General features: G+C 67.6%; 18 protein-coding genes. 4 read left to right on the top strand and 14 right to left on the bottom strand.

All coding sequences use genetic code 11. The features are described from left to right. Positions 1 to 27 precede the first annotated feature (27 nt). The 10 genes from C665_RS01450 to C665_RS01410 form a co-directional block, all read right to left on the bottom strand. Positions 28 to 1,263, bottom strand: coding sequence for a phenylacetate--CoA ligase family protein (locus C665_RS01450; RefSeq protein WP_004298384.1), 1,236 nt, complete (start codon positions 1,261 to 1,263; stop codon positions 28 to 30). A gap of 53 nt (positions 1,264 to 1,316) precedes the next feature. Then, on the bottom strand, positions 1,317 to 2,132 hold the full coding sequence (locus C665_RS01445) for an ABC transporter ATP-binding protein (RefSeq protein ID WP_004298382.1): 816 nt from the start codon (positions 2,130 to 2,132) through the stop codon (positions 1,317 to 1,319). A 65-nt stretch (positions 2,133 to 2,197) separates the two neighbouring features. After that, the gene (locus tag C665_RS01440) at positions 2,198 to 3,529 is read right to left on the bottom strand and encodes an ABC transporter substrate-binding protein (RefSeq protein ID WP_004298381.1); all 1,332 of its coding nucleotides are present in this window, start codon (positions 3,527 to 3,529) and stop codon (positions 2,198 to 2,200) included. Positions 3,530 to 3,580: 51 nt separating this feature from the next. After that, a complete protein-coding gene (locus tag C665_RS01435) occupies positions 3,581 to 4,657 on the bottom strand; it encodes a branched-chain amino acid ABC transporter permease (protein WP_004298380.1) in 1,077 nt (358 codons plus the stop codon). A gap of 15 nt (positions 4,658 to 4,672) precedes the next feature. Further along, entirely contained in the window at positions 4,673 to 5,602 is a 930-nt protein-coding gene (locus tag C665_RS01430; RefSeq protein ID WP_004298379.1) for a branched-chain amino acid ABC transporter permease, read from the bottom strand. Positions 5,603 to 5,614: 12 nt separating this feature from the next. Beyond that, complete coding sequence (locus tag C665_RS01425; protein WP_211207571.1) at positions 5,615 to 6,439, bottom strand: ABC transporter ATP-binding protein; 825 nt, start codon at positions 6,437 to 6,439, stop codon at positions 5,615 to 5,617. Between the two features lie 11 nt (positions 6,440 to 6,450). Further along, entirely contained in the window at positions 6,451 to 8,436 is a 1,986-nt protein-coding gene (locus C665_RS01420; RefSeq protein WP_004298377.1) for an AMP-dependent synthetase/ligase, read from the bottom strand. Positions 8,437 to 8,628: 192 nt separating this feature from the next. Beyond that, positions 8,629 to 8,772, bottom strand: a complete 144-nt coding sequence (locus tag C665_RS20545) for a hypothetical protein (protein WP_157276999.1) — start codon at positions 8,770 to 8,772, stop codon at positions 8,629 to 8,631. Next, a complete protein-coding gene (locus C665_RS01415; RefSeq protein ID WP_245537120.1) occupies positions 8,762 to 9,127 on the bottom strand; it encodes a hypothetical protein in 366 nt (121 codons plus the stop codon). Before C665_RS01415 ends, C665_RS20545 begins: the two co-directional genes overlap by 11 nt. 67 nt (positions 9,128 to 9,194) lie before the next feature. Continuing rightward, entirely contained in the window at positions 9,195 to 10,427 is a 1,233-nt protein-coding gene (locus C665_RS01410; RefSeq protein WP_245537119.1) for a signal protein, read from the bottom strand. A gap of 230 nt (positions 10,428 to 10,657) precedes the next feature. On the opposite strand from C665_RS01410, the gene C665_RS01405 reads away from it, so the two are divergent. After that, positions 10,658 to 11,737, top strand: coding sequence for a hypothetical protein (locus C665_RS01405; protein WP_004298374.1), 1,080 nt, complete (start codon positions 10,658 to 10,660; stop codon positions 11,735 to 11,737). Between the two features lie 3 nt (positions 11,738 to 11,740). Further along, positions 11,741 to 12,865, top strand: a complete 1,125-nt coding sequence (locus C665_RS01400) for a peptidoglycan -binding protein (RefSeq protein WP_004298373.1) — start codon at positions 11,741 to 11,743, stop codon at positions 12,863 to 12,865. A gap of 39 nt (positions 12,866 to 12,904) precedes the next feature. Here the strand turns inward: C665_RS01400 and C665_RS01395 are convergent, their stop codons facing one another. Continuing rightward, positions 12,905 to 13,315 carry a DUF2721 domain-containing protein gene (locus C665_RS01395; protein WP_004298372.1) on the bottom strand — a complete coding sequence of 137 codons (411 nt, stop codon included), beginning with the start codon at positions 13,313 to 13,315 and terminating at the stop codon, positions 12,905 to 12,907. Between the two features lie 157 nt (positions 13,316 to 13,472). Beyond that, a complete protein-coding gene (gene icmF / locus C665_RS01390) occupies positions 13,473 to 16,739 on the bottom strand; it encodes a fused isobutyryl-CoA mutase/GTPase IcmF (RefSeq protein ID WP_004298371.1) in 3,267 nt (1,088 codons plus the stop codon). A gap of 390 nt (positions 16,740 to 17,129) precedes the next feature. On the opposite strand from icmF, the gene C665_RS01385 reads away from it, so the two are divergent. Further along, a complete protein-coding gene (locus C665_RS01385) occupies positions 17,130 to 18,209 on the top strand; it encodes an AraC family transcriptional regulator (protein WP_004298370.1) in 1,080 nt (359 codons plus the stop codon). On the opposite strand, the gene C665_RS01380 is transcribed toward C665_RS01385, so the two are convergent. Together C665_RS01380 and C665_RS01375 are read right to left on the bottom strand one after the other, a co-directional pair. After that, entirely contained in the window at positions 18,180 to 21,158 is a 2,979-nt protein-coding gene (locus C665_RS01380; protein WP_004298369.1) for an NB-ARC domain-containing protein, read from the bottom strand. The two genes, C665_RS01385 and C665_RS01380, sit on opposite strands and share 30 nt — an antisense overlap. After that, a complete protein-coding gene (locus C665_RS01375; protein ID WP_004298368.1) occupies positions 21,159 to 21,488 on the bottom strand; it encodes an antibiotic biosynthesis monooxygenase family protein in 330 nt (109 codons plus the stop codon). A gap of 228 nt (positions 21,489 to 21,716) precedes the next feature. On the opposite strand from C665_RS01375, the gene C665_RS01370 reads away from it, so the two are divergent. Beyond that, positions 21,717 to 23,393, top strand: a 1,677-nt coding sequence (locus C665_RS01370) for a PAS-domain containing protein (RefSeq protein WP_004298366.1), incomplete at its 3' end; no start/stop codon positions are given.

Genomic DNA, 23,393 nt, shown 5'->3' with positions numbered 1-23,393 from the left:
ACACGCAGGGACAGGGCCTCCTCGGGGCTATTCGTAGGTGCGCACGTCGTCGATGACCTTGCCGTCGTTGGCGAGCGCGCCCGCGGGCAGGAAGGCGACCTCGCCGCGCAGCTTGGTGAGCTCGCGGATGCTGGCGGCAACGGCAGCGGCGAGGGCCTCGCTGCCGCCACCGGCCGCCTCGCACATCAGCGTCATGCGGTCGGCGAGGTCGGGATTATCTACCACCAAGCGCGCGCGCGTGATCTCGGGGTGCCGTCGCACAACCTGCGCGATCTGCCCCGGATGCACGAACATGCCCTTGACCTTGGTGGTCTGGTCGGCGCGCCCCATCCAGCCCTTGATGCGCACGTTGGTGCGCCCGCAGGGCGAGTCCCCGGGCAGCACCGCGGAGAGGTCGCCGGTGCCGAAGCGGATCAGCGGGTAATCGGGGTTGAGGGTGGTCACCACCACCTCGCCCACCTCGCCCGGCGCTACCGGGTCCCCGGTGCCGGGGCGGACGATCTCGAGCAGCACATCCTCGTCCACCACCATGCCCTCGCGCGCCGGCGTCTCATAGGCGATCAGGCCGATGTCTGCAGTGGCATACGCCTGGAAGGCCATGATGCCGCGCGCGGCAAGGGCGTCGCGCATGCTGGGCGGAAAGGCCTCGCCGGAGACGAAGGCCTTGGTGAACGACACCCGCACGCCGAGCTCGTCCGCCTTGTCGAGCAGGATGCGCAGGAAGGACGGCGTGCCCACGTAGGCGTTAGGCTGCAGGTCGGCGATCGCCGCGAGCTGCTGCTCGGTCTGGCCGACGCCGGCGGGAAAGACGGTGCAGCCGAGCGCGTGCGCGGCCGTCTCCATCATCGAGCCGGCGGGCGTGAAGTGGTACGAGAAGGTGTTGTGCACCAGGTCGCCGGCACGGAAGCCCGCGGCGAACAGCGCGCGCGCCAGGCGGTAGTAGTCGGGCCGTGCGCCTTCGGGTTCGTAGAGCGGGCCGGGCGAGGCGAACACCCGCCTGCACGCCGCCCCCCAGCCCACCGCCGAAAAGCCGCCGAAGGGGCGCGCCGCCTTCTGCAGCTCGAGCAGTTCCGACTTGCGTGTGACCGGCAGCGTGGCGAGCGCCTCGCGACTGGTGACCGAATCCGGGTCGACGTCGGCCAGCAGGCGGCCGAAGGCGGGCGCGGCGGCGCGCGCATGGGCGATCTGCGCCGGCAGGCGGCTCAGCAGCTCGCGCTCGCGCGCCTCGGGATCGCGGGTCTCGCGCGTGTCGTGGAAGTTCATCTCGGCTCCCCTGCTCGATGCATTGTCGGGTGATGTCGCGGCGGCGGTGGCGCTCAGCTCAGCCAGCGCTTGCGGCGGCGATAGTGCTTGATGTCGCGGAAGCTCTTGCGGCCCTCGCCCGCCAGACCGAGGTAGAACTCCTTGACGTCCTCGTTGCTGGCCAGATCCTTGGCGGCACCTTCCATCACGATGCGGCCGTTTTCCATGATGTAGCCGAAGTCGGCATAGCGCAGCGCGACCATGGTGTTCTGTTCGGCGAGCAGGAAGCTCACCCTTTCCTTGGTGTTGAGATCCTTGACGATCTCGAACACCTCTTCCACGATCAGCGGTGCAAGGCCCATCGAGGGCTCGTCGAGCAGCACCAGCTTGGGCTTGGCCATCAGCGCACGACCGATCGCGCACATCTGCTGTTCGCCACCCGAGGTGTAGGCGGCCTGGCTGTTCCGTCGCGTCTTCAGGCGCGGGAAATAGTTGTAGACCTTCTCCAGCGTCTCTTCGACCGCGGCCTTGCCGTCGCTGCGGGTGTAGGCGCCGGTGCGCAGGTTTTCTTCGATGGTGAGGTGGCCGAAGCAATGCCGCCCCTCCATGACCTGGACGACACCGCGCTTGACGAGGTCCGCCGGCGTCAGCGCGTCCACGCGTTCGCCGTTGTAATCCACCGAGCCCTTGGTCACCTCGCCACGCTCGCCCTTGAGCAGGCTGCTCACCGCGCGCAGCGTGGTGGTCTTGCCGGCGCCGTTGCCACCGAGCAGGGCGACGATGCTGCCCTCCTGCACCGACAGCGACACACCCTTCAGCACCAGGATGACGTGGTTGTAGATGACCTCGATGTTGTTGACGCTGAGGAAGGCCGGATTGGGAGCGTTCATGTTCGATTCCAGGAAAAGGCCTCCGCACCGCGCGGCGCGGAGGCACGTTTCAACTCAGTTTCAATTTACTGCGCGCACTGCTCCGCGGTACGGCGCTGCAGATTCTTCTCGGCGGCGTACTTCGAGGCCGCCTCGAGCACCATCGGCCGCAGCACCTTGTCGTCGGCCTGATACCAGTCGGAGCTGAACGCCCACTTGCTGCCATCCCACGTATGCACGCGCACCCACGACGAGCCCATGTGGTCGGTGCACGACGTCTGCACCGGGCGCATCACGCCGGCAAAACCCATCGCATCGAGCTTGCCCTGGTCGAGGTTGAGGTTCTCCAGGCCCCAGCGCACCTGCTCGCCGGTCATGACCTTGCCCTTGCCGTAGCGCTCCTGCGCCTGCCGCACCCCTTCGACACCCAGCATCGCCGAGATCAGGCCGCGCATGTACAGCACCGAGCCCACCTCCTCCTTCGGGCCGGTGCCCTGGCCCTTGTCATGCACCATCGCCAGCATGTCCTTGACGACCTTGCTGTTGGGCTCCGCGCCGTGCTGAAGCGTCAGGGCGCTGTAGCCCTTGGCACCCGCGCCGACGTCCTTGACGTCCGGCTCGGCGCCCGCCCACCAGATGCCGAGCATCTTCTCGCGCGGGTAGCCCGTAGCCTGGGCCTCCTTGATCGCGGTCGAGTTCATCACGCCCCAGCCCCACAGCAGCACATGGTCGGGACGATCGCGGCGGATCTGCAGCCAGGTCGCCTTCTGCTCCACGCCGGGGTGGGCTACCGGCAGCAGCTGCAGCTCGAAGCCATGCATCTTCGCGCGCTCCTGCAGCAGCGGGATCGGCTCCTTGCCGAAGGGGCTGTCGTGATAGACCAGCGCGATCTTCTTGCCCTTGAGCTTGTCCAGCCCGCCCTCCTGCTTGCCGATATGCTGGATCGCGACGTCGGCGCCCACCCAGTACGAGCCGAGCAGCGGGAAGTTCCAGGTGAACACCGAGCCGTCCTGCGACTCGCTGCGGCCGTAGCCGGCGGTGATCAGCGGGATCTTGTCCACGGTGGCCTTGTCGGTGAGCGCAAAGGTCACGCCGGTCGACAGGCTCTGGAACAGGGTGGCGTTCTTGCCCTTCAAGCGCTCGTAGCACTCCACCCCGCGGTCGGTGGCGTAGCCGAACTCGCACTCCTCGTAGGTCAGCTTGACGCCGTTGATGCCGCCCTGGGCATTGATCGGCTTGAGGTAATCGACATAGCCGTTCGCCCATGGGTTGCCGTTGGCGGCATAGGCGCCGGTCCGATACACCAGCACCGGGAAGAACTGATCCTGCGCCTGAGCTTGCGCGGCGGTGGAGAACACGGCGGACGACAGGCCCACCGAGGCGATGGCGGCCGCGAGGGCCAGGTTGCGGAATTTCATGAGTCTCCTCCTTTTATAGGCTTCTTGGGCACTGCGGGAAATGGCGCTGCATCAGTGCGGGAACGGCCACAGGCGCAGCTTCTGCTTCGCGATCGACCACAGTCGGGCGAGGCCATGCGGCTCGACGATCAGGAAGAAGATGATCAGCGAACCGAAGATGATGAGTTCGGCATGCGAGATGCCGGCGGTCGACACGGTGACACCGACCAGGCTTCCGAGCAGGGGCAGGAACTGGTTGAGGAAGATGGGCAGGATCACGATGAAGGCGGCGCCGAAGAAGCTGCCCATGATCGAGCCCATGCCGCCGATGATCACCATGAACAGCAGCTGGAAGGAGCGATCGACCGAGAACGCCGCCGGCTCCCACGACCCCAGGTGCACGAAGCCCCACAGCGCGCCGGCCACGCCGACGAAGAAGGAGCTCACCGCGAACGCCGACAGCTTGGCGAACATCGGGCGGATGCCGATCACCTCGGCCGCCACGTCCATGTCGCGGATCGCCATCCACTGGCGGCCGATCGCGGCGCGGGTGAGGTTCTTGGCGATGAACGCGAACGCGATCACGAAGGCGAGGCAGAACAGATACTTCTCGGTCGGCGAGTCGATCACCCAGCCCAGCATCTCCAGCTTGGCGACCGACACCGAGCCGGACGACGAATGGTTGGTGAACCAGCCGATGCGCAGGAAGGCCCAGTCGCACAGAAACTGCGCCGCCAGCGTCGCCACCGCGAGGTAGAGGCCGCGCACGCGCAGGCTGGGAATGCCGAACAGGATGCCGAAGGCTGCAGCCGACACGCCGCCCAGCAGCATCGCCAGCACCAGCGGCATGCCGTCGATGCGCACCATGAAGTTGTACGCCGCATATGCCCCGATCGCCATGAAGGCCCCCGCCCCCAGGGTGATCTGGCCACAATAGCCCACCAGCAGATTGACCCCGAGCGCGGCGAGCGACAGCACCAGGAAGGGGATCAGGATGGCGCGGAACATGTACTCGTCGGCCAGCATCGGCACGGCGAGTGCGGCAAAGGCGATCAGCCCCCAGACGAACCACTTGTCCTGGGCGATGGTGAAGATCTGTTGGTCGGCCGCGTAGCTCGTCTTGAACTGGCCGTTTTCGCGATAGAACACTGTGTTGTCTCCCGGTCAGACGCGGTTGATGATCTTTTCGCCGAACAGGCCCTGCGGCCGGAACAGCAGCACGATCAACGCCATCACGTAGGCGAACCAGATCTCGATGCCGCCGCCGACGTAGGGTCCGAGATAGACCTCGGAGAGCTTCTCGCCGACGCCGATGATGAGGCCGCCGACGATCGCGCCCGGCACCGAGGTCAGGCCGCCGAGGATCACCACCGGCAGCGCGCGCAGCGCCACGGTGACGAGCGAGAACTGCACGCCCATCTTCGAGCCCCAGATGATGCCGGCCACCAGGGCCACCAGGCCGGCCACGCACCACACGATCACCCAGGTCTTGTTGAGCGGGATGCCCACCGATTGCGCGGCCTGGTGGTCGTCGGCCACCGCGCGCAGCGCGCGGCCGATCGCGGTCTTCTGGAAGAACACCGTGAGCCCGGCGACCAGCACGGCAGCGAGCGCCGCTGCGATGAAGTCTTCCTTGTTGATCAGCACGCCGCCCTCGAAGAGGCCTTCGAACATGATCACCGGATCCTTGGGCATGCCGACGTCGATCGAGTAGATCTCGCTGCCGAAGAAGGTCTGGCCGAGGCCCTCGAGCACGTAGGCGATGCCCAGCGTGACCATCAGCAGCGTGGCGCCCTCCTGGTTCACCAGCTTGCGCAGCACGAAGCGCTCCACCGCCCAGGCCACCACAAACATCACCGCGCCGGCGCCGACGATGCCGATCACGTTGGCGAGGAAGAGGCTGTCGCCGCCCAGTGCGGCGTTGCTCCACTCGGAGAAGCGCGCCATCGCCAGCGCGGCGACCAGCACCATCGCGCCCTGGGCGAAGTTGAACACGCCCGAGGCCTTGAAGATGAGCACGAAGCCCAGGGCCACCAGCGAATACAGCATGCCGGTCATCAGCCCGCCCAACATCGTTTCAATGAAAAATGCCATGACTCGCTCCGCTCAATGCCCGCTGCCGAGATAGGCGTTGATGACATCCTGGTTGTTGCGCACCTCGTCGGGTGTGCCGTCGCCGATCTTCTTGCCGTAATCGAGCACCACGACGCGGTCGGAGATGTCCATCACCACGCCCATGTCGTGCTCGATGAGCACGATCGTGGTGCCGAACTGGTCGCTGATGTCGAGGATGAAGCGGCACATGTCCTGCTTTTCCTCGACGTTCATGCCCGCCATCGGCTCGTCGAGGAGCAGGATCTGCGGCTCCATCGCCAGCGCGCGGCCGAGGTCGACGCGCTTCTGCAGGCCGTAGGGCAGCGCGCCCACCGGGGTCTTGCGGATGTGCTGGATCTCGAGGAAGTCGACGATCTCCTCGACCTTCTCGCGGTGGACGATCTCCTCGCGCAGCGCCGGGCCGAGCCACAGCGCCTGCTGGAAGAGGTTGCACTTCATCTTGAGATTGCGCCCGGTCATGATGTTGTCGAGCACGCTCATGCCCTTGAACAGCGCGATGTTCTGGAAGGTGCGCGCGATGCCCTGCTGGGCCGCCATGTGCGGCTCCATCTTCTGGCGCTGCTGCCCGCGGAACATGATCCTGCCTTCCTGCGGGTGATACACGCCGTTGATCACGTTGAGCATCGAGCTCTTGCCCGCGCCGTTGGGGCCGATGATGGCGCGCACCTCATGCTCGCGGATGTTGAAGCTGATGTCGGTCAGCGCCTTTACACCGCCGAAGCGCAGCGAGATGTTCTGCAGGTCGAGGATGACCTCGCCCTGGCGACGGCCCGAAGGCGTGGTGGTGGCAGCGGAATTCATGTCGGTCATGTCCATTCTTCGTCCCCTCAGGCCGCGCGCTTGCCGGCCTGCGGCGCGAAGGTCTTCACCTCCTCGATGCGCAGGTCGGCCGAGACCTTGCCGGTGCGGCCGTCCTCGTACTTGACCTGAGTCTCGATGAACTGGGTCTTGCGGCCTTCGAACATCGCCTCGATCAGCACGCCGTACTTCTCGGCGATGAAATTGCGCCGCACCTTGCGCGTGCGCGTGAGCTCGCCGTCGTCGGCGTCGAGCTCCTTGTGCAGGATCAGGAAGCGCTTGATCTGCGAGCCGCTCATGTTGGGGTCGGCGGCGAGGTCGGCGTTGACCTTCTCGACGCAGTCGCGGATCAGCTCGTACACCGCAGCCTGCTGGGCGAGGTCGGTGTAGCCGGAGTAGGCCATGCCCTTCTTCTCGGCCCAGTTGCCCACCGCCTCGAGGTCGATGTTGATGAAGGCGGTAGCGAATTCCTTGCCGGCACCGAAGGTCACCGCCTCCTTGATGTGCTGGAAGAACTTGAGCTTGTTCTCGATGTAGTTGGGCGCGAACATCGTGCCGTCGGCCATCTTGCCGACGTCCTTGGCACGGTCGATGATCTTCAGGTGGCCGTCGGCGTCGAAGAAGCCGGCGTCGCCGGTCATGAAGTAGCCCTCGGCGTTGATCGACTCGGCGGTCGCGTCGGGGCGCTTGTAGTAGGCCTTGAGCAGCATCGGCCCCTTGACCAGGATCTCGCCGTTGTCGGCGAGCTTGACCTCGACGAAGGGTGCCGGCTTGCCGACCGAATCCAGCTTGATCTCGCCGTCGGGCTGCAGGCACACGTAGGCGCAGGTCTCGGTCTGGCCGTAGAGCTGCTTGAGGTTGATGCCGATCGAGCGGTAGAAGCGGAACAGGTCGGGCCCGATCGCCGCGCCGGCCGTGTAGGCCACGCGGATGCGGCTCATGCCGAGCACGTTCTTCAGCGGCCCATACACCAGCAGGTTGCCCAGCCAGTACTGGAAGCGATCGCCACCCGACACCGGCTTGCCATCCAGGATGTCGGCGCCGCAGCGCCGCGCCACGTCCATGAAGTGATGGAAGATCTTGCGCTTGAGGCTGCCGGCGTCTTCCATGCGGATCATCACCTGGGTCAGCAGGTTCTCGAACACGCGCGGCGGGGCGAAGTAATAGGTGGGTCCGATCTCGCGCAGATCGTTCATCACCGTCTCGCCCGACTCCGGGCAGTTGATCGTGAAGCCCGCCACCGTGGCCTGCGCGAACGAGAACAGGTGGTCGCCCACCCAGGCCATCGGCAGGTAGGACAGGATGTCCTCCTTGTCGGTGAGCTTGTCGAACTGGATCGCGCCGCGCGCCGCGGCGATGAAGGCGCCGTGGGTCTGGCACACGCCCTTGGGCTTGCCGGTGGTGCCCGACGTGTACAGCATGATCGAGATGTCGTCGGAGGCGCCCTTGTCGATCTCGCCGTCGAGGAAGTCAGGCTGGTTGCGGTCGTGGATGCGCCCCATCTCCTGCAGCTCGTCCAGGCCCATCAGCAGGGTCTGGGTGTAATGGCGCATGCCACGGGGGTCGTCGTAGATCACATGCGCGAGCAGCGGCGCATCGGGCTGGATCTCGACCATCTTGTCCACCTGCTCCTGATCCTCGACCACGGCGAACTTGATCTCGGCGTCCTGCAGCACGTAGGCCATCTCCTGGGCCACCGCGTCCTGGTACATCATCACCGGGATGCCGCCCAGGCACTGGCAGGCCGCCACCGACCAGTACAGCCGCGGGCGGTTGTCGCCCACCACCGCGAGGCGGTCGCCGCGCTTGAAGCCGAGCTGCGCCAGCCCGCAGGCGATCGCGCGCACGTTCTCGGCCACTTGCGCCCAGGTATAGGTCTGCCAGATGCCGTATTCCTTCTCGCGCATCGCCGGCTGCTGGGGGCGCGCCTTGGCGTGGTGCATCAGCCAGCGCGGAAAGGTGTCCGGCCCTGCTCCGCCCTGTCCGGGCTCGGACGCGCTCGTGCGTGTGTCCATGCCACACTCCTCCTTTGGTCTTGTCCTGTCTGTCTCCGCACCCGGGCCCCTGGTGCTTTTTGTCAGGGCCCGGGCGGGACGCGCGAACGCGTCCGTTCCAGTTCAGGCTGGAGTGTGGCAAGCCACTTTTGCGCAACTGTTTGTGGAATGTACTGAATTGTTGCAGGCCACCTGCGTATCCGCGGCCGGCCCTCAGACCGGGAACGCGAAGCCGTACTGCGACTTGCCGGCCTGTCGGCCGATCCCGCGCGTGACGCCACGCCCGACCCGCTTGGCGCTACCGATCGCGGCGATGCCGCCCCCCACCGGCCGGCCGACGGCGGGCTCAGGGACCAAGGCGCAGCACCACCCGCGCGCGGGGATCGTCGGGGACGAGATCGACGAACGCGATCGCATCCGGATCCTGGGCGACCCGCGAAATCGCGGCCGCGCTGTCGGCGACCCGCAGCGGCGGTTGTGTCCGCCCGGAGAACTGCAATCGCGCCCAGTACGCGTTGATCTCGGCGATGTCGCGCCCGAGCAGGCGGCGATAGAAGCTTGCGCGCAACGGTTCCACTTCGACCACGTTGGCACGCGCCCCCGAAGGCAGCATCTTCACGCGCCCGAGGAAGAGATGGCTGGCCTGCTCGCGACTCAGGGCGGAGATGCCGCTGTCGCGATTGACGATGAGGACGAGTTCCTCGGCCGCCACGTCGTGCGTCGGGAGCAGCAGCACGAGGAGCGCAGCGACGAGCGTATGGATTCGCATGGCCGGACGCTCAGAAGACGAAATCCAGCGTTGCGGAAAACACCGTCGGCGAGCGCGGGCCGGTGACGAAACCACGATCGTCGAGCAGCGCGGAGGAACGCTTCGCGTCGATGCGATCGAACTGCAGCTTCAAGGCCATGTTGTCGGCGAAGTCATAGCGCACGCCCACGCCGATGGTGGTCTGGTCGTGGCGGGTGTAGCCGTGGACGGTCTGCCAGAAACCGCGCAGCTGGCCCGCGGGGTCCAACGCCGGCGGCACGTCGAGGGCCCGATCGACAGGATCGAGGATGCTGCGCGAGCCGGTAAGGTAAGGCTTCCAGCGCCCGACCCGATAGGCGGCGGTCGCCCCCGTCCCCCAACCTTCGAAGCGCGGGTACACGGACATCGACATGTCGGTGGCCATGAGCTGCAGCGAGAACGGTCCGCGCTCCCAGCCGAGCGCCGCCCCCAGGTAACCGATCCGGTTGGACCCCGCGATCTCGGATGCGCGGGCCACGGCCTGCCCTGCGAATTCCGTCCCCGGGGCCAGGCTCGCGAGGTGACGCAGCGTGAACGGCAGCTCCCGATAGATGGCGTTGCGCGTGGACACCATGTTGCCCCAGGACAGTTTCAGGCTCAGTTCCGGCCCGATCCAGTCCAGGGTGACGCCGAAGCTGCGGCCGATCGGCACCGGATGCTCCATCCGGTTCAGGAACACGCTGCCGCGCGTACGCCCGCCGAACAGCTTGAAGCGCAGCAGGCCGTCGCCGAGCGCGTGCTGGAGGGTCGCATCCAGGCCGTCGAAGTTGTCATAGGTCAGACGGCCGTACACGTCGGCATACGGCCTCACCGTCGTGTAGGCGTAGCCGACGTGGCGCGAGTCGCCGTCGAGGTAGATATCGGTGACCAGGCGACCGGCGCGCAGTTCGAGCCAATCGCTGGGCACGTGCTTGACGAAGCCCCATACCAGGTGCGGTCCCCACTCGCCGTGGCGCCCCTGGTTCATGACCGCCTGCGCCATGACCGACCACTGCGGCGTCAACGCACCGTGCACCTGCAGGCCGAGCGAGCTGTCGACACCGAAGTCGAGTTCGTTCGCACGCGTGCCACGATGCTGGTCCACGCTGCGGCGGAACTGCGTATCGTCCTCGTCGTGCCAGGCGGCGCCGAGCGTGCCGAAGCCGCTCGCGCTCCAGCGCGGGGCGTCGGCCTGCACAGGCCGTCCTGCCGCCAGCGCGGCGGCGCTCGTCGGGCATAAGCTCATCGCCGCGATTGCGGCGATGCAAACGGGTCTCACGGTCGACACCGGGCAACACCTCTCCCGATCGCGGATCGGGTCCGAGTGAGCAAAAGGCTCGAAGATAGCGAGCCCACCGCCCCTCATCCCATGACATGGATCACGACTCCGCCATTTAACGCGGTTCGCGCTAGACTCGCAGTCGCCACGCGACCCCGAATGGGCACTCGTCACCCAAAGCTCCGGAAAAACACCCGATGGAACGCAAGGATTTCACCAGACCCGTCCATGTCACGACCTGGATGGCCGTGTTTCTCGCCCTCGTCGCCGCGCTCGCCGCCGCCCTGGTCCCGCAACTCAAGCACGCCTTCATCGCCAACGCCGCATTCAACGGCGTGATCCTCTTCGTCCTCGCGGTCGGCATCGCAGTCAATCTGCGCCAGGTGTGGCGGCTGCAGCGTGAGGTGCTGTGGATCGAGGAATTCCAGCACAGCGCCGGCGGCGGCTCGGCCACCGGCCTGCAGCCGGTGCTGCTCGCCCCGATGGCACGTGTGCTCTCCAACCGCCGTCGCGGCCAGGCCCACCTGTCGCCGGCCTCCACCCGCTCCATCCTCGACGGCGTGCAGATCCGCCTCGAGGAGCAGCGCGACCTCTCGCGCTACCTGATCGGCCTGCTGATCTTCCTCGGCCTGCTCGGCACCTTCTGGGGCCTGCTCGCCACCATCCGGTCCATCGGCGAGATCATCGGCAGCCTGAGCGTCGGCAGCGATCCCGTCGCCATGTTCGAGGCGCTGAAGGCCAAGCTGGACGCGCCGCTCGGCGGCATGGCCACCAGCTTCTCGACCTCGCTCTTCGGCCTGGCCGGCTCGCTCGTGGTCGGCTTCCTCGATCTGCAGTCCGGGCATGCGCAGAACCGCTTCTACAACGAGCTCGAGGACTGGCTCTCGCACATGACCAAGCTGCCCTCCGGCGTCGGCGCCGAGGGCGAGGGCAACGTGCCCGCCTACGTCCAGGCCCTGCTCGAGCAGACCGCCGAGGGCATCGAACGCATGCAGCGCTCGGCGGCCGAATCCGAGCGCGAGCGCCGCGCCACCGCCGAGCACCTCGGCGAGCTCAACGCCCAGCTCACCCGCCTGGCCGATCTCATCGGGCGCGAATCACGCGACCTGTCCACGCTGTCCACCACGCAGGACGAACTGCGCGCGCTGTTGCGCCAGCTCGCCCAGCAGCCCGCACAGGGCGCGCAATTCACCGAGGACCTGCGCGCCGAGCTGCGCCTGCTGTCGCGCACCATCGGCGCCGCGCTCGGTGGCGCCGCCGGCAGCAAGGCGGACTGAGCCATGGCCCGACTCGCCCGCCGCCGGCCGCTGGATTTCTGGCCCGGCTTCGTCGACGCCCTCGCCTCGCTGCTGATGGTGATGGTGTTCGTGATCCTGATCTTCGTCATCGGCCAGTTCGTGCTCGCCGACGCGGTGAGCGGCCGCGACCGCGCGCTCGCCCAGCTCGAGGCCGAGCTCGCCACCCTCGCCAGGACACTGAGCCTGGAACAGAGCGCGCGCCAACGAGCGGAGGCCGAGGTCGGCGAGCTCTCGGCCTCGCTGAGCGCCGCCCGGCGCGAGAGCGAAGCGCGCGGCAACGAGCTGCTCGCCGCGCGCGACGAGCTCCACGCCGCCCAGGACGAGGCGCGCAGCCGCCGCGAGGAGGCCACCCGCATCGTTGCCGACATCGAGGCCCTGCAGCGCCTGAAGACCGAGCTCGAGGCCGAGGCCGCCCGCCTGGCGAGCGCACTCGACACCTCGGAGCGCGGCCTGAAGGAACACAAGGAGATGTCCGCCGCCGCGATCGCCCAGGTCGAGTTGCTCAATCGCCAGCTCGCCGCGGTGCGCGAGCAACTCGAGCAGCTCAATGCGGCACTCGACGCCGCCAAGCTCGCGGCCAAGGACAAGGATCTGAAGCTCGAGGAGCTCGGCCGCGAGCTCAACCTGGCGCTTGCCGGCCGCGTCAAGGAACTCGCACGTTACCGCTCCGAGTTCTTCGGCCGCCTGCAGGAGGTGCTCGGCAAGCGCAAGGACGTGCAGATCGTCGGCGACCGCTTCGTCTTCTCCAGCGAGGTGCTGTTCGCCTCCGCCTCGGACGAGGTCAGCGCCGACGGCATGGTCCAGCTCACCCGCCTGGCCGAGACGCTGAAGACGCTGTCCGCCGACATGCCCAAGGACCTGCCCTGGGTCCTGCAGGTGGACGGCCACACCGACCGCCGCCCGATCGCCACCGCCCGCTTCCCGTCGAACTGGGAGCTATCGACCGCCCGCGCCCTCGCCATCGTCAAGTTCCTGCGCGGCCAGGGCATCCCGCCCGAGCGCCTGGCCGCGACCGGCTACGGGGAGTTCCACCCGCTCGATGCGCGCAGCACCGAGGAAGCCTACACGCGCAACCGCCGCATCGAGCTCAAGCTGACAAGCCGGTGAGGCGATGCCGCGCAGGAGGCGACGCACAGGGGCACGACGTCAGGAGCAAGGCGTCCCCCCTTCCCGCTTCGCCTGCTCCAGGTCGCGGACGACCAGCGACAGCGCCTCGGTCGACAACAACACCTCGACCAGCGAAAGCACCAACGACACCGCGAGCGTCACGATGCTGGTGCCGAACATCCATTTGCCGGCCACCTCGGCCTCGAGGAAGAGCGCGAGCATGGACAGCGCGCAGAGCAGGAAGCTCAGCACGCCAAAGCCTTGCATGTACTGGGTGAGGGTGATCCGGCGCTTGAGCCCGGGGAGCTGGCACTGCACCAGCGCGGCGCCGCGATCGGGCGAGGCGTTGAGCTGGCGGATCACCTGGGCAAGCGTGAGGAAGCGGTTGGTGTAGGCGAGCAGCAGCAGCGAGATCGCCGGGAAGAGCAAGGCGGGGGTGGTGAGGTTCATGGCTGCGGGCGCGTTCGGGGACGGCCGCCATTGTCACACACCGCACGATCGCGACTTGCGTCGCTCCCACATATCGCGACTCGCGTTGCTCCTTCCGCCACCTCCCGAAGCGCGGAGGTTTTCCGTAGGAGCGACGCGAGTCGCGATTGCAGCGTGATTACATGCTGCGGCGGTACTGCCCGCCCACCTTGTACAGCGCCTCGGTGATCTGCCCCAGCGAGCAGTAGCGCACCGCATCGACCAGCACCTCGAACACGTTGGTGTTGTCGATGACGGCCTGCTGCAGCTTGGCCTGCCACTTGGGCGCCTGGTCCTTGTTGCGGGCGTGGAAGTCGGCAAGGCGCTTCAACTGGCCCTGCTTCTCCTCCTCGGTCGAACGGGCGAGCTCGATCTCCTGCTGCGCCTGGCCCTTCGGATTGAGGAAGGTGTTCACGCCGATGATCGGGTAGGAGCCGTCGTGCTTCTTGTGCTCGTAGTAGAGCGACTCCTCCTGGATCTTGCCGCGCTGGTAGCCGGTCTCCATGGCACCGAGCACGCCGCCACGCGACGCGATGGCCTCGAACTCCTTCAACACGGCTTCCTCGACGAGGTCGGTGAGCTCCTCGATGATGAAGGCGCCCTGGTTGGGGTTCTCGTTCTTGGCCAGGCCCCACTCGCGGTTGATGATGAGCTGGATCGCCATCGCACGCCGCACGGACTCCTCGGTCGGCGTGGTGATCGCTTCGTCGTAGGCGTTGGTATGCAGCGAGTTGCAGTTGTCGTAGATCGCGATCAGCGCCTGCAGCGTGGTGCGGATGTCGTTGAAGTCCATCTCCTGCGCGTGCAGCGAGCGGCCGGAGGTCTGCACGTGGTACTTCAGCTTCTGGCTGCGCTCGTTGGCGCCGTACTTGTTCTTCATCGCCACCGCCCAGATGCGGCGGGCGACGCGGCCGATCACCGAGTACTCCGGGTCCATGCCGTTGCTGAAGAAGAAGGACAGGTTGGGCGCGAAGTCGTCGATGTGCATGCCGCGCGCGAGGTAGGACTCCACGTAGGTGAAGCCGTTCGACAGCGTGAAGGCGAGCTGGCTGATCGGGTTGGCGCCGGCTTCGGCGATGTGATAGCCGGAGATCGATACCGAATAGAAGTTCTTGACGTCGTGATGAACGAAGTACTCCTGGATGTCGCCCATCATCTTGAGCGCGAACTCGGTACTGAAGATGCAGGTGTTCTGGCCCTGGTCTTCCTTCAGGATGTCGGCCTGCACGGTGCCGCGCACGGTCGACAGCGTCCACTCCTTGATCTTCTGCAGCTCGTCCTCGGTGGGCTCGCGGCCGTTGTCGGCCTTGAACTTGGTCACCTGCTGGTCGAGCGCGGTGTTGAAGAAGAAGGCCAGGATGATCGGCGCCGGGCCGTTGATCGTCATCGACACCGAGGTGGTCGGGCAGCACAGGTCGAAGCCGTCGTACAGCACCTTCATGTCGTCGAGCGTGGCGATCGACACGCCGGAGTTGCCGATCTTGCCGTAGATGTCCGGACGCAGGTCGGGATCGCAGCCGTACAGGGTGACCGAGTCGAAGGCGGTGGACAGGCGGTGCGCCGGCATGCCCTCGGACACCTTCTTGAAGCGGCGATTGGTGCGGAAGGCATCGCCCTCGCCGGCGAACATGCGGGTGGGGTCCTCGCCCTCGCGCTTGAACGCGAACACGCCGGCGGTGTAGGGGAAGGAGCCGGGGACGTTCTCCTTCATCAGGAACTTGAGCGTCTCGCCCGCGTCCTCGAAATTCGGCAGCGCCACCTTGCGGATCTTGCTGCCCGACAGCGAGGTGCTGGTGAGCTGGGTGCGGATCTCCTTGTCGCGGATCTTCACCACGTACTCGTCGGCGGCGTAGAGCTCGCGCGTCTTCGGCCACATGTCGAGCAGCTTCTTCGCGGCCGGGGTGAGCTCGCCGTCCTTCCAGTCGATGAGTTCCGCGAACGAGCCCGCGTCCTTGCCGCACTGCTCGAAGAGGCCCTTGGCGATCTTCAGCGACTGGCGCTCGCGCGCGACGCGAGCCTGCTGCTCGATGTGCTTGTGGTAGCCGCGCACGGTGTCGGCGATCTCGGCGAGGTAGCGCGTGCGGTCGGCGGGGACGATGGCGCGACCTTCGGACGAGGCGCGCACCTTGACCACCGGCAGCTTGCTCTTGGCGACCTTGAGGCCCTTGCCGACGAGCGCCGGCAGCACGGCCTGATAGAGCGCGGTGACGCCGTCGTCATTGAAGCGCGCGGCCATGGTGCCGAACACCGGCATCTCTTCGGGGCGCTGGTTGAACAGCTCGCGGTTGCGCTGGTACTGCTTGGCAACGTCGCGCAGCGCGTCCAGCGCGCCCTTGCGGTCGAACTTGTTGATGGCGACGAAGTCGGCGAAGTCGAGCATGTCGATCTTCTCGAGCTGGCTGGCGGCACCGAACTCCGGGGTCATGACGTACAGCGACAGATCGACGAAGGGCACGATCGCGGCGTTGCCCTGGCCGATGCCGGAGGTCTCGACGATGACGAGGTCGAAGCCCGCGAGCTTGCACGCGGCGATGACTTCGGGCAGCGCGGCGGAGACTTCCGAGCCGGTGTCGCGGGTGGCGAGCGAGCGCATGTAGATGTTGGCGTGCTCGATCGCGTTCATGCGGATGCGGTCGCCGAGCAGCGCGCCGCCGGTGCGCTTGCGCGAGGGGTCGATGGAGACGATGGCGAGCTTGAGCTTGTCGTCCTGGTCGAGGCGGAAGCGGCGCACCAGCTCGTCGGTCAGCGAGGACTTGCCCGCGCCGCCGGTGCCGGTGATGCCGAGCGTCGGCACCTTGGTCTTGGCCGCGGCCTCGATCAGCGCCTTCTTGACCTCGTCGCCGTAGCCGCCGTTCTCCAGCGCGGTGATGATCTGCGCGAGCGCGCGGCGATCGCCGGCGGCGAGCGCCTTGAGCACCGCATCGGCCTTCTGCGGCGCGGCCTTGGCGACGTCGACGTCGCAGCGCTCGACGACGCTGTTGATCATGCCCTGAAGGCCCATCTTGGCGCCGTCTTCGGGCGAGAAGATGTGGGTGACGCCGTACTCGTGGAGTTCCTTGATCTCGGCCGGCACGATCACGCCGCCACCGCCGCCGAAGACCTTGATGTTCTCGCCGCCGTTGGCGCGCAGCAGGTCGATCATGTACTTGAAGAACTCGACGTGACCACCCTGGTAGGAGGTGATCGCGATGCCCTGCACGTCCTCCTGCAGCGCCGCATTGACGATCTCGCCGACCGAGCGGTTGTGACCGAGGTGGATGACCTCGGAGCCGGTCGACTGCAGGATGCGGCGCATGATGTTGATGGACGCGTCATGGCCGTCGAACAGCGCGGCAGCGGTGACGAAACGCACCTTGTTCTTCGGCTTGTAGGGCGACAGCTTGTGCGCAACGCTCAGATCGGTCATGTCGTTCGTCTCCAGGTGGGTGTGAACATCCCTGCAATATTAGAAGGGTCTTCACGCCTTTGCCATTGCGCTTGCCGACGAGGATCGTGCAAAATCCGCCAAATCGAGCAACCGATGGCGCGCTCGGCGGCTTGCCGGTTGCCGCTTTCCCGTGGGAGCGACGCAAGTCGCGATTGCAGCGCTACCGCGGACGATGACGACGGCAGGCACCGGATGCGGAAATCGCAACGTGTGCCGCGCCTGCACAGCGCAGCGTCGCGAAGCCTCTGCGCAGCGCCGGCTCGATCCCTCCACCCAAGCCAGGAGCCCGCCCTGTCGACTCCCAGCCTTTCCGCTTCAGCGATCCCCCGCCGTAGCCGCGCCACGGTCGCGCCCGGCTTCGTCACCGGCATGCTGGCCGGGCTGCAGCGGCGCGGACTCGATGGGGCGCCGCTGCTCGCACGCGCCGGGATCGACCTTGCAGAAACCGACACGCGCATCCCAGTCGAGCGCTACGCCCTGCTCTACAACCTGTGCGTGGAGGCACTTGAAGACGAGGCCTTCGGCCTGCTCCCGGAGCCGATGCGCCCGGGCAGCTTCGAGTTCCTCTGCCGCGCACTGCTCGGCGCGCCCACGCTGGGCGAGGCCCTGCTGCGCGCGATCCGCTTCCTGCGCATCGTGTTGCCCGCCTTCCGCATTGAGCTGCGGGTGGACGGCGCGCGCGCCGAGTTGCTGCTGGACGACGGCGGCAGCCTCGGCCCCGGGCTCGACGCCCCGGCGCGCGTGTTCGCCTACGAATGGCTGCTGCGCCTGCTGCACGGCGTGGCGAGCTGGTTCGTCGGCCGCGGCCTGGCGCTCGACGCGGTCGCCTTCCCTTACGCACGCCCGGCCCATGCGGACGACTACGCGCTCGTCTACACCGAGCATTCGAGCTTCGACGCGCCGCAGCTGGCCGCCCGCCTGCAGGCCAACCTGCTGGCGCTGCCGCTGCGCCGCGACGAGGCGGCGCTGGTCGGCTTCCTCGAGGGCGCACCGGGAAAGATCACCACCCTCTACCGGCGCGACCGCGAGATGGTCTTCCGCGTGCGCGACATCCTGCGCGACGCGCTGCCGCAGAACCTTTCGCTCGAAGAGGTCGCCGAGCGCCTGCACGTGTCGCCGCGCACCCTGCACCGGCGGCTGGAGGATGAGGGCTCGGGATTCCGCAACATCAAGGAGGCCACCCGCCGCGACATCGCCTATGCGCGCCTGGCCAAGACCCGCCAGCCCATCGCCCGCATCGCGGCCGAGCTCGGCTACGCCGACCCGTCCACCTTCTACCGCGCCTTCGTCGCCTGGAGCGGCATGTCGCCGGAGCAGTTCCGGCACCGGCTGGCGGGCAACGACGGTCTTCCCGCGGCGTCTGCCGGTCCGGACAGGCGCCCTGCCCCAACCCCCCGTGTCACCGCCGGACGGCAGCGATCACGCGAATTCGGTCCGACCGAGGCATAGCTGGAGTCGCCCCTTGCGGGCGTCGATGCGATACAGGGGCGCATGCCCAGCAAGCGCTGTGCCGTCCGCTCCCACTCCGCCCGCCAGGGTCCTGACCACCTCCGCCATGAACTCGTCGAGCGGGCCCAGCTCGTGCACGAACGAGGGCACCACCGCGAGCACGGCGCGACTGTAGGATGCCGCCTGGTCGATGAAGTCGAACGCGTCCACCGCCGGGGCGGGCGGGAACAGCGCAGCGGCCAGGCGCCCCGGGTCGCCGGCATCCAGCGCTGCATTCAGTTCGTCGCGTTCGTCGCCGATGCCGCAATGCGTCCGCCAAGGCCGCCAGAAGGCGTGGAGTGCAAGCGCCAGCGCGCGGCCGCGCTGGTCACCCGATCCGCAGCGCGCGATCGATGCGGCGACACGACCGACGATCTCGCCATAGAAGTCCATCGTGTAGGTGTCCACCGGCTCGGGGATCGCCTGGAAGACGTAGGCGTAGAGCGTGGCCCGACCATGGGCACGGGCAGCCGCGTCGACCTCGTCGGCAGCCAGCGCGAGATCGCCGAGCAGGCGATAGTCGTTGGCGATGAGTTCGGAGTCGCGCCCCGCGAGCGGCGCCCGCTCGCCAAACTCGCCGGCGCCCTCGGCCAGGGAACGCAGGGCATGCGGGCGGGCATCGGCGAACTCGCCGCGCTCGAGCAGGTATTGGGCCACATAGAACTCGATCCAGGCCGCGACCCAGGACACGCCGTCGTCGAGAAACAGCGAGCGCGCCGCCTCGTAGAAGCGCAAGGCCTCGTCGCGCTCGTCACGCCCATAGGCCCGTGCTTCGGCAAGGAAGAAATCGGTGAAGGCACGCACCCGTCGAGCGTCCTCGCCGGTGATGTGGCGGCCATCGCCATCGAGGCCGAGCGCCTTGCGTATCCCGAGCAGCGCGCTCTCGGCGCGCACCCAGTCGCCGCCGGCACGCTTGTCGGGGCCCGCCGGGTAGGCATCCTGGAACGCTGCCACCTGATCGATCAAGGCACGCGCCCGCGCGTCGAGTTCGCGCTGCCTCCACTCGACGACCAGCCGCTCGCAGAACGGGAAGCGCTGGTAGTAGCCCCACCACCAGAACGCATCGAAGAACACGCGCAGGAAAGCCAGCACGCCCGCCACCGAGTCGCCGCTGTGGGCGGTGTGGTACAGGCAGGCGTCCTTGGTCTCCTGCCACTCCGCCCATTCGTGGCGATACCAGCTCAGATAGGCATCCGGATCGCTCTCGATCGAGCCCCGCAGCTTCTCGGCATAGAACGCGAGCGCCTTGCGATGCAGCGCCTGCGAGCACTGCAGGGGCAAGCGGGTGCGCGCGTACTCGGCGATGATGCGGTGCATCGTGAACACGTCCTTGCCCACCTGCTCGATCAGCCCGATGTCGCCGATGTCCTCCAGTGTCTGTTCGTCGGCCTCCCCCACGGCGAGCGCGATGTCGCGGCCGAAGGCGTTCGGCTTGGGACGGAATATGGACAGCGCGGTCGCCGCGTCGCGCGCCGCGTCGCTGCGCAGCGCGCCGAAGGACAGTTCGATCACCTCCCCCAGCGTGCGCTGGTCTTCAGGACGCAGCAGCCCGAGCCGGCGGCCCGCCTGCGCCACCTCGTCGTAGGCGCGGCGCAGGCGTGCGGGATCGGCATGCGCTTCGCTCGCCGCCCGGCGCAAGACCTTGCCCACCAGCACGATCGCCAGCGGCAGGCCCTGCAGGGTTCCGAGCAGGGCCTTGGCGGCCATCGGATCCGCCTCGACGGCGCCCGGGGCGACCTCGCACAGGAGGCCGAAGGCCTGCGGCGGGTCCAGCTCCGGGACCAGCTCGCCGGCGCCGAGCTCCTTCGCCACCGTCTTCGAGCGCGTGGTGGACAGGAAGACACAGCGCGGACCCAGCTCCATGAAACGCCTTGCATCCTCGGTGCGCCACACGTCGTCGAGCACCACGAGCATGCAGCGGTCGCCGATGGCGTCCTGCAGCGCACGCAGCCAAAGCTCCTTGTCGTCGAAACTGTTCATGCGCTCGGCCGGGATGCCGAGCGCTTCGCCCCATGCACGCAGCTCCGCGCTGTCGACGTGTTGCCGGCCGAGATTGGCCCACAAGACGCCGTCGAAATGCCCGAGGATCTTGTCGCGCTCGCGCAGCAGTTCCTGCGCGACCGTGGTCTTGCCGACGCCGGGCAGGAACAGCAGGCTGGTGTCGACGCCGTCCCGCAGCTTGCGCCACACACGGTCGACGAGCTCCGCGCGCCCCACCACGTGGTAATCGCGCACGGGCTCGCGCACCAGCCAGGGCTTCGCCCCTGCGCCCGCCCCGCCCGCGGGCGCACGCGGACTCGCGCCCCGCAGGGCATCGATGCGCCGCGTGATGAAGGCCTCGAGGTGCTCTCCGAGCGCCTTCCCGAAGCTGGTCGGCGTATCGAAGGTGTTCACGCCGCCCTTGAGCGAACCATCGGGGTTCTGGAATGCCCGCACGAAGTAAGCTTCCACCGCCCTGTACTGCGCGAGCTTTTCGTCGACGCGTTGGGCCTTGAGGTCATCACCCGTGATCTCGAGCGGACGGGTGCAGCGGTAGACCCACACATCGCGACCGCGATCCCTTGCATCCTCGAGTTCCCAGACGGTTCCCGACTCGAACGCACTGCCGTCGGCACGGCGGAACGAGTTCGGCAGGCGCGTGCCGATGCGGGACCACAGGATGACCACCGTGAGCTCGCAATCCCGCGGCCGGCCCAGGTAGTCGATGACCGAATCCTCCGGCGTCGCCGACGCCGCCATCGGCACCCGGGCAAGGTCGTCGTCCCATTCGACGGTGTCGAGCGTCACCTTTCCGCGCGCGAACCAGCGCCGCTGCATGCCGTTGATGACCTCGAGCGCCAGCTTGCGCTCGGCCGCGACATCACCTGGCGAGGCGACGAAGACGCGAAGATTCTCGGGCGGCGCCGGCATTCACAAAGCCCCTTCGACCCGCCCGCCGTCCAGCGTGAAGGCGTACTCGCGCACGGTCGTGCACACCTGTACCCGGTAATCGCTGAAGTACCGACTGCGGCCCCGCGCCTGGATCTCCCGGTGCTCGGGGTGGTCGCGCCATGCGGCGAGGGTCTCCAGCGAGTCGAACTCGACGATGGAAACGAACTCGCCATCGTCCGCCGCGAAATCCTTGTACGAGACGTAGCCCGGCATGGATGCGGCCACCTGGAACATGCGGGCGCCCACACCTTCGAGTTCCGCCTCGTCGACGCCCGCGCGCAGGCGCGTGCGGAATACGATCACGACCATGACGTCCTCCCGCGCTTCCGGTTCGCATCCGCGCCCCGCCCGCCGGCGAATCGGATGCATTCCCATGATAGTCAAGCTTTCGCGCCCGCGCCGAGGAGAGGCCGCCCGGCACAAGGTCGCGGAGCCTTGTCGCCCACCGCGGTGAACGCCACAGGCATCGCGACGCGAGATGTGCAAACATCGCGCTCATGATCCTCGAAACTCGCCACACCGGAGACTGCCGCGAGCATGGCAAGATCGCCCTCCCCTCAGGCTGAACCCGCCGCCTTCACTCCGGAGCAGCTCCGGCGGCACGACCTGCTGCTGGCAGGCCTCGATCTGCTCGACCAGGCCATCGCGGTGTTCGACACCACGCCCAAGCTCGTCACCTGGAACAAGGCCCTGGTGCGCCTGCTCGATTTCCCTGAGGCGCTGGTGCGCGTCGGCACGCCGTTCGAGGCCTTCGTGCGCTTCAACGCCGAACGCGGTGAATACGGCGAAGGCGACATCGAAACCCTGGTCGCGAAGCGCATGGCGGCGGCACGGGCCTTCCTGCCGCACTACGTCGAACGCGCACGGCCCAACGGCACGGTGCTGGCGGTACGCGGGGTGCCGATTCCCAACCTCGGTTTCGTGTCGCTATGGACCGACATCACCGAGCAGCGTCGCTACGAGGCGCTGATCCAGCAGCAGAACGCGCAGCTCGAAGCGCGCGTGCGCGAGCGCACGGCGGAGCTGGAGCAGGCCAACAGCGAGATCGACCAGATCGCCGGCGCGCTGCGTCGCAGCGAACACCGCCTGCAACTGATCATCGACTCCATCCCCGCGCTGATCGCGTATGTGGACGGCGGCGAGATCTACCGCTTCGCCAACCGCGGCTACGCCGAATGGTTCGGCTATCCGAAGGACGAGATCGTCGGCCGCAGCATTCGCGAGGTGGTCGGCGAGGACGCCTACGCCCAGATCCGCTCGCAGGTCGAGCGCGCGCGCACCGGCGAGCGTGTGTGCTACGAATACAGTCGCGTCGGGACCGACGGTCGCACGCTGCATGCACGCAGCGTGGTGGTGCCCGAGATCGGCACCGACGGGCGCACGGTGGTGGGCTTCTTCGTCATGACCACCGACATCACGGAACAGAAGGCCAACCAGGCCGCGCTGGTGCAGGCGCAGAAGATGGAGGCGGTGGGCCAGCTCACCGGCGGGCTGGCGCACGACTTCAACAACCTGCTCACCATCATCATCGGCAACCTCTCCGCACTGCAGCAGCGCATCGGCGCCGGGCCGGGGGCGGAGTTCGTCGATCCCTCGCTGCAGGCGGCACGGCGCGGCGCCGAGCTGATCCGCCGCCTGCTCACCTTCTCGCGCCGGCAGTCGCTCGCCCCCACCGCGGTCGAGGTCGGCGCGCTCGTGCACAACATGACGCACCTGCTCGCGCGCACCTTGGGCGAAACCATCCGCATCCATCTGCGCCTGCCCGGCGAGCCGGTGCACGCGCTGGTCGACCCGCACCAGCTCGAAAACGCGATCCTCAACCTCGCGATCAACGCACGCGACGCCATGCCCGTGGGCGGCGAGCTGACCATCGGCGTGAGTCGCCGCCAGCTCGACGAGGCCCTCGCAGGGGTGGTCGAGGTGGCGGCCGGCGACTACGTGCAGATCGACGTCGGCGATACCGGCAAGGGCATCGAGCCGGCCGTGCTGCAGCGCGTGTTCGAGCCCTTCTTCACCACCAAGGACTTCGGCAGCGGCAGCGGGCTGGGCCTGTCGATGGTGTATGGCTTCGTACGCCAGTCGGGCGGCAACATCCGCATCCTCAGCACGCCGGGGCGCGGCACGCACGTGCGCTTCGTGCTGCCCACGGCGGCGGCGGCCGTGACTGCCCCCGAGCGCGCAGCGCCCGCGACGGCCCGCGCGCGCGCGCTCGAC

This window comes from Thauera aminoaromatica S2 (genome assembly GCF_000310185.1).
In the GTDB taxonomy this organism is placed as follows: Bacteria; Pseudomonadota; Gammaproteobacteria; order Burkholderiales; family Rhodocyclaceae; genus Thauera; species Thauera aminoaromatica.
This window is presented reverse-complemented; position numbering and strand designations above follow the sequence as displayed.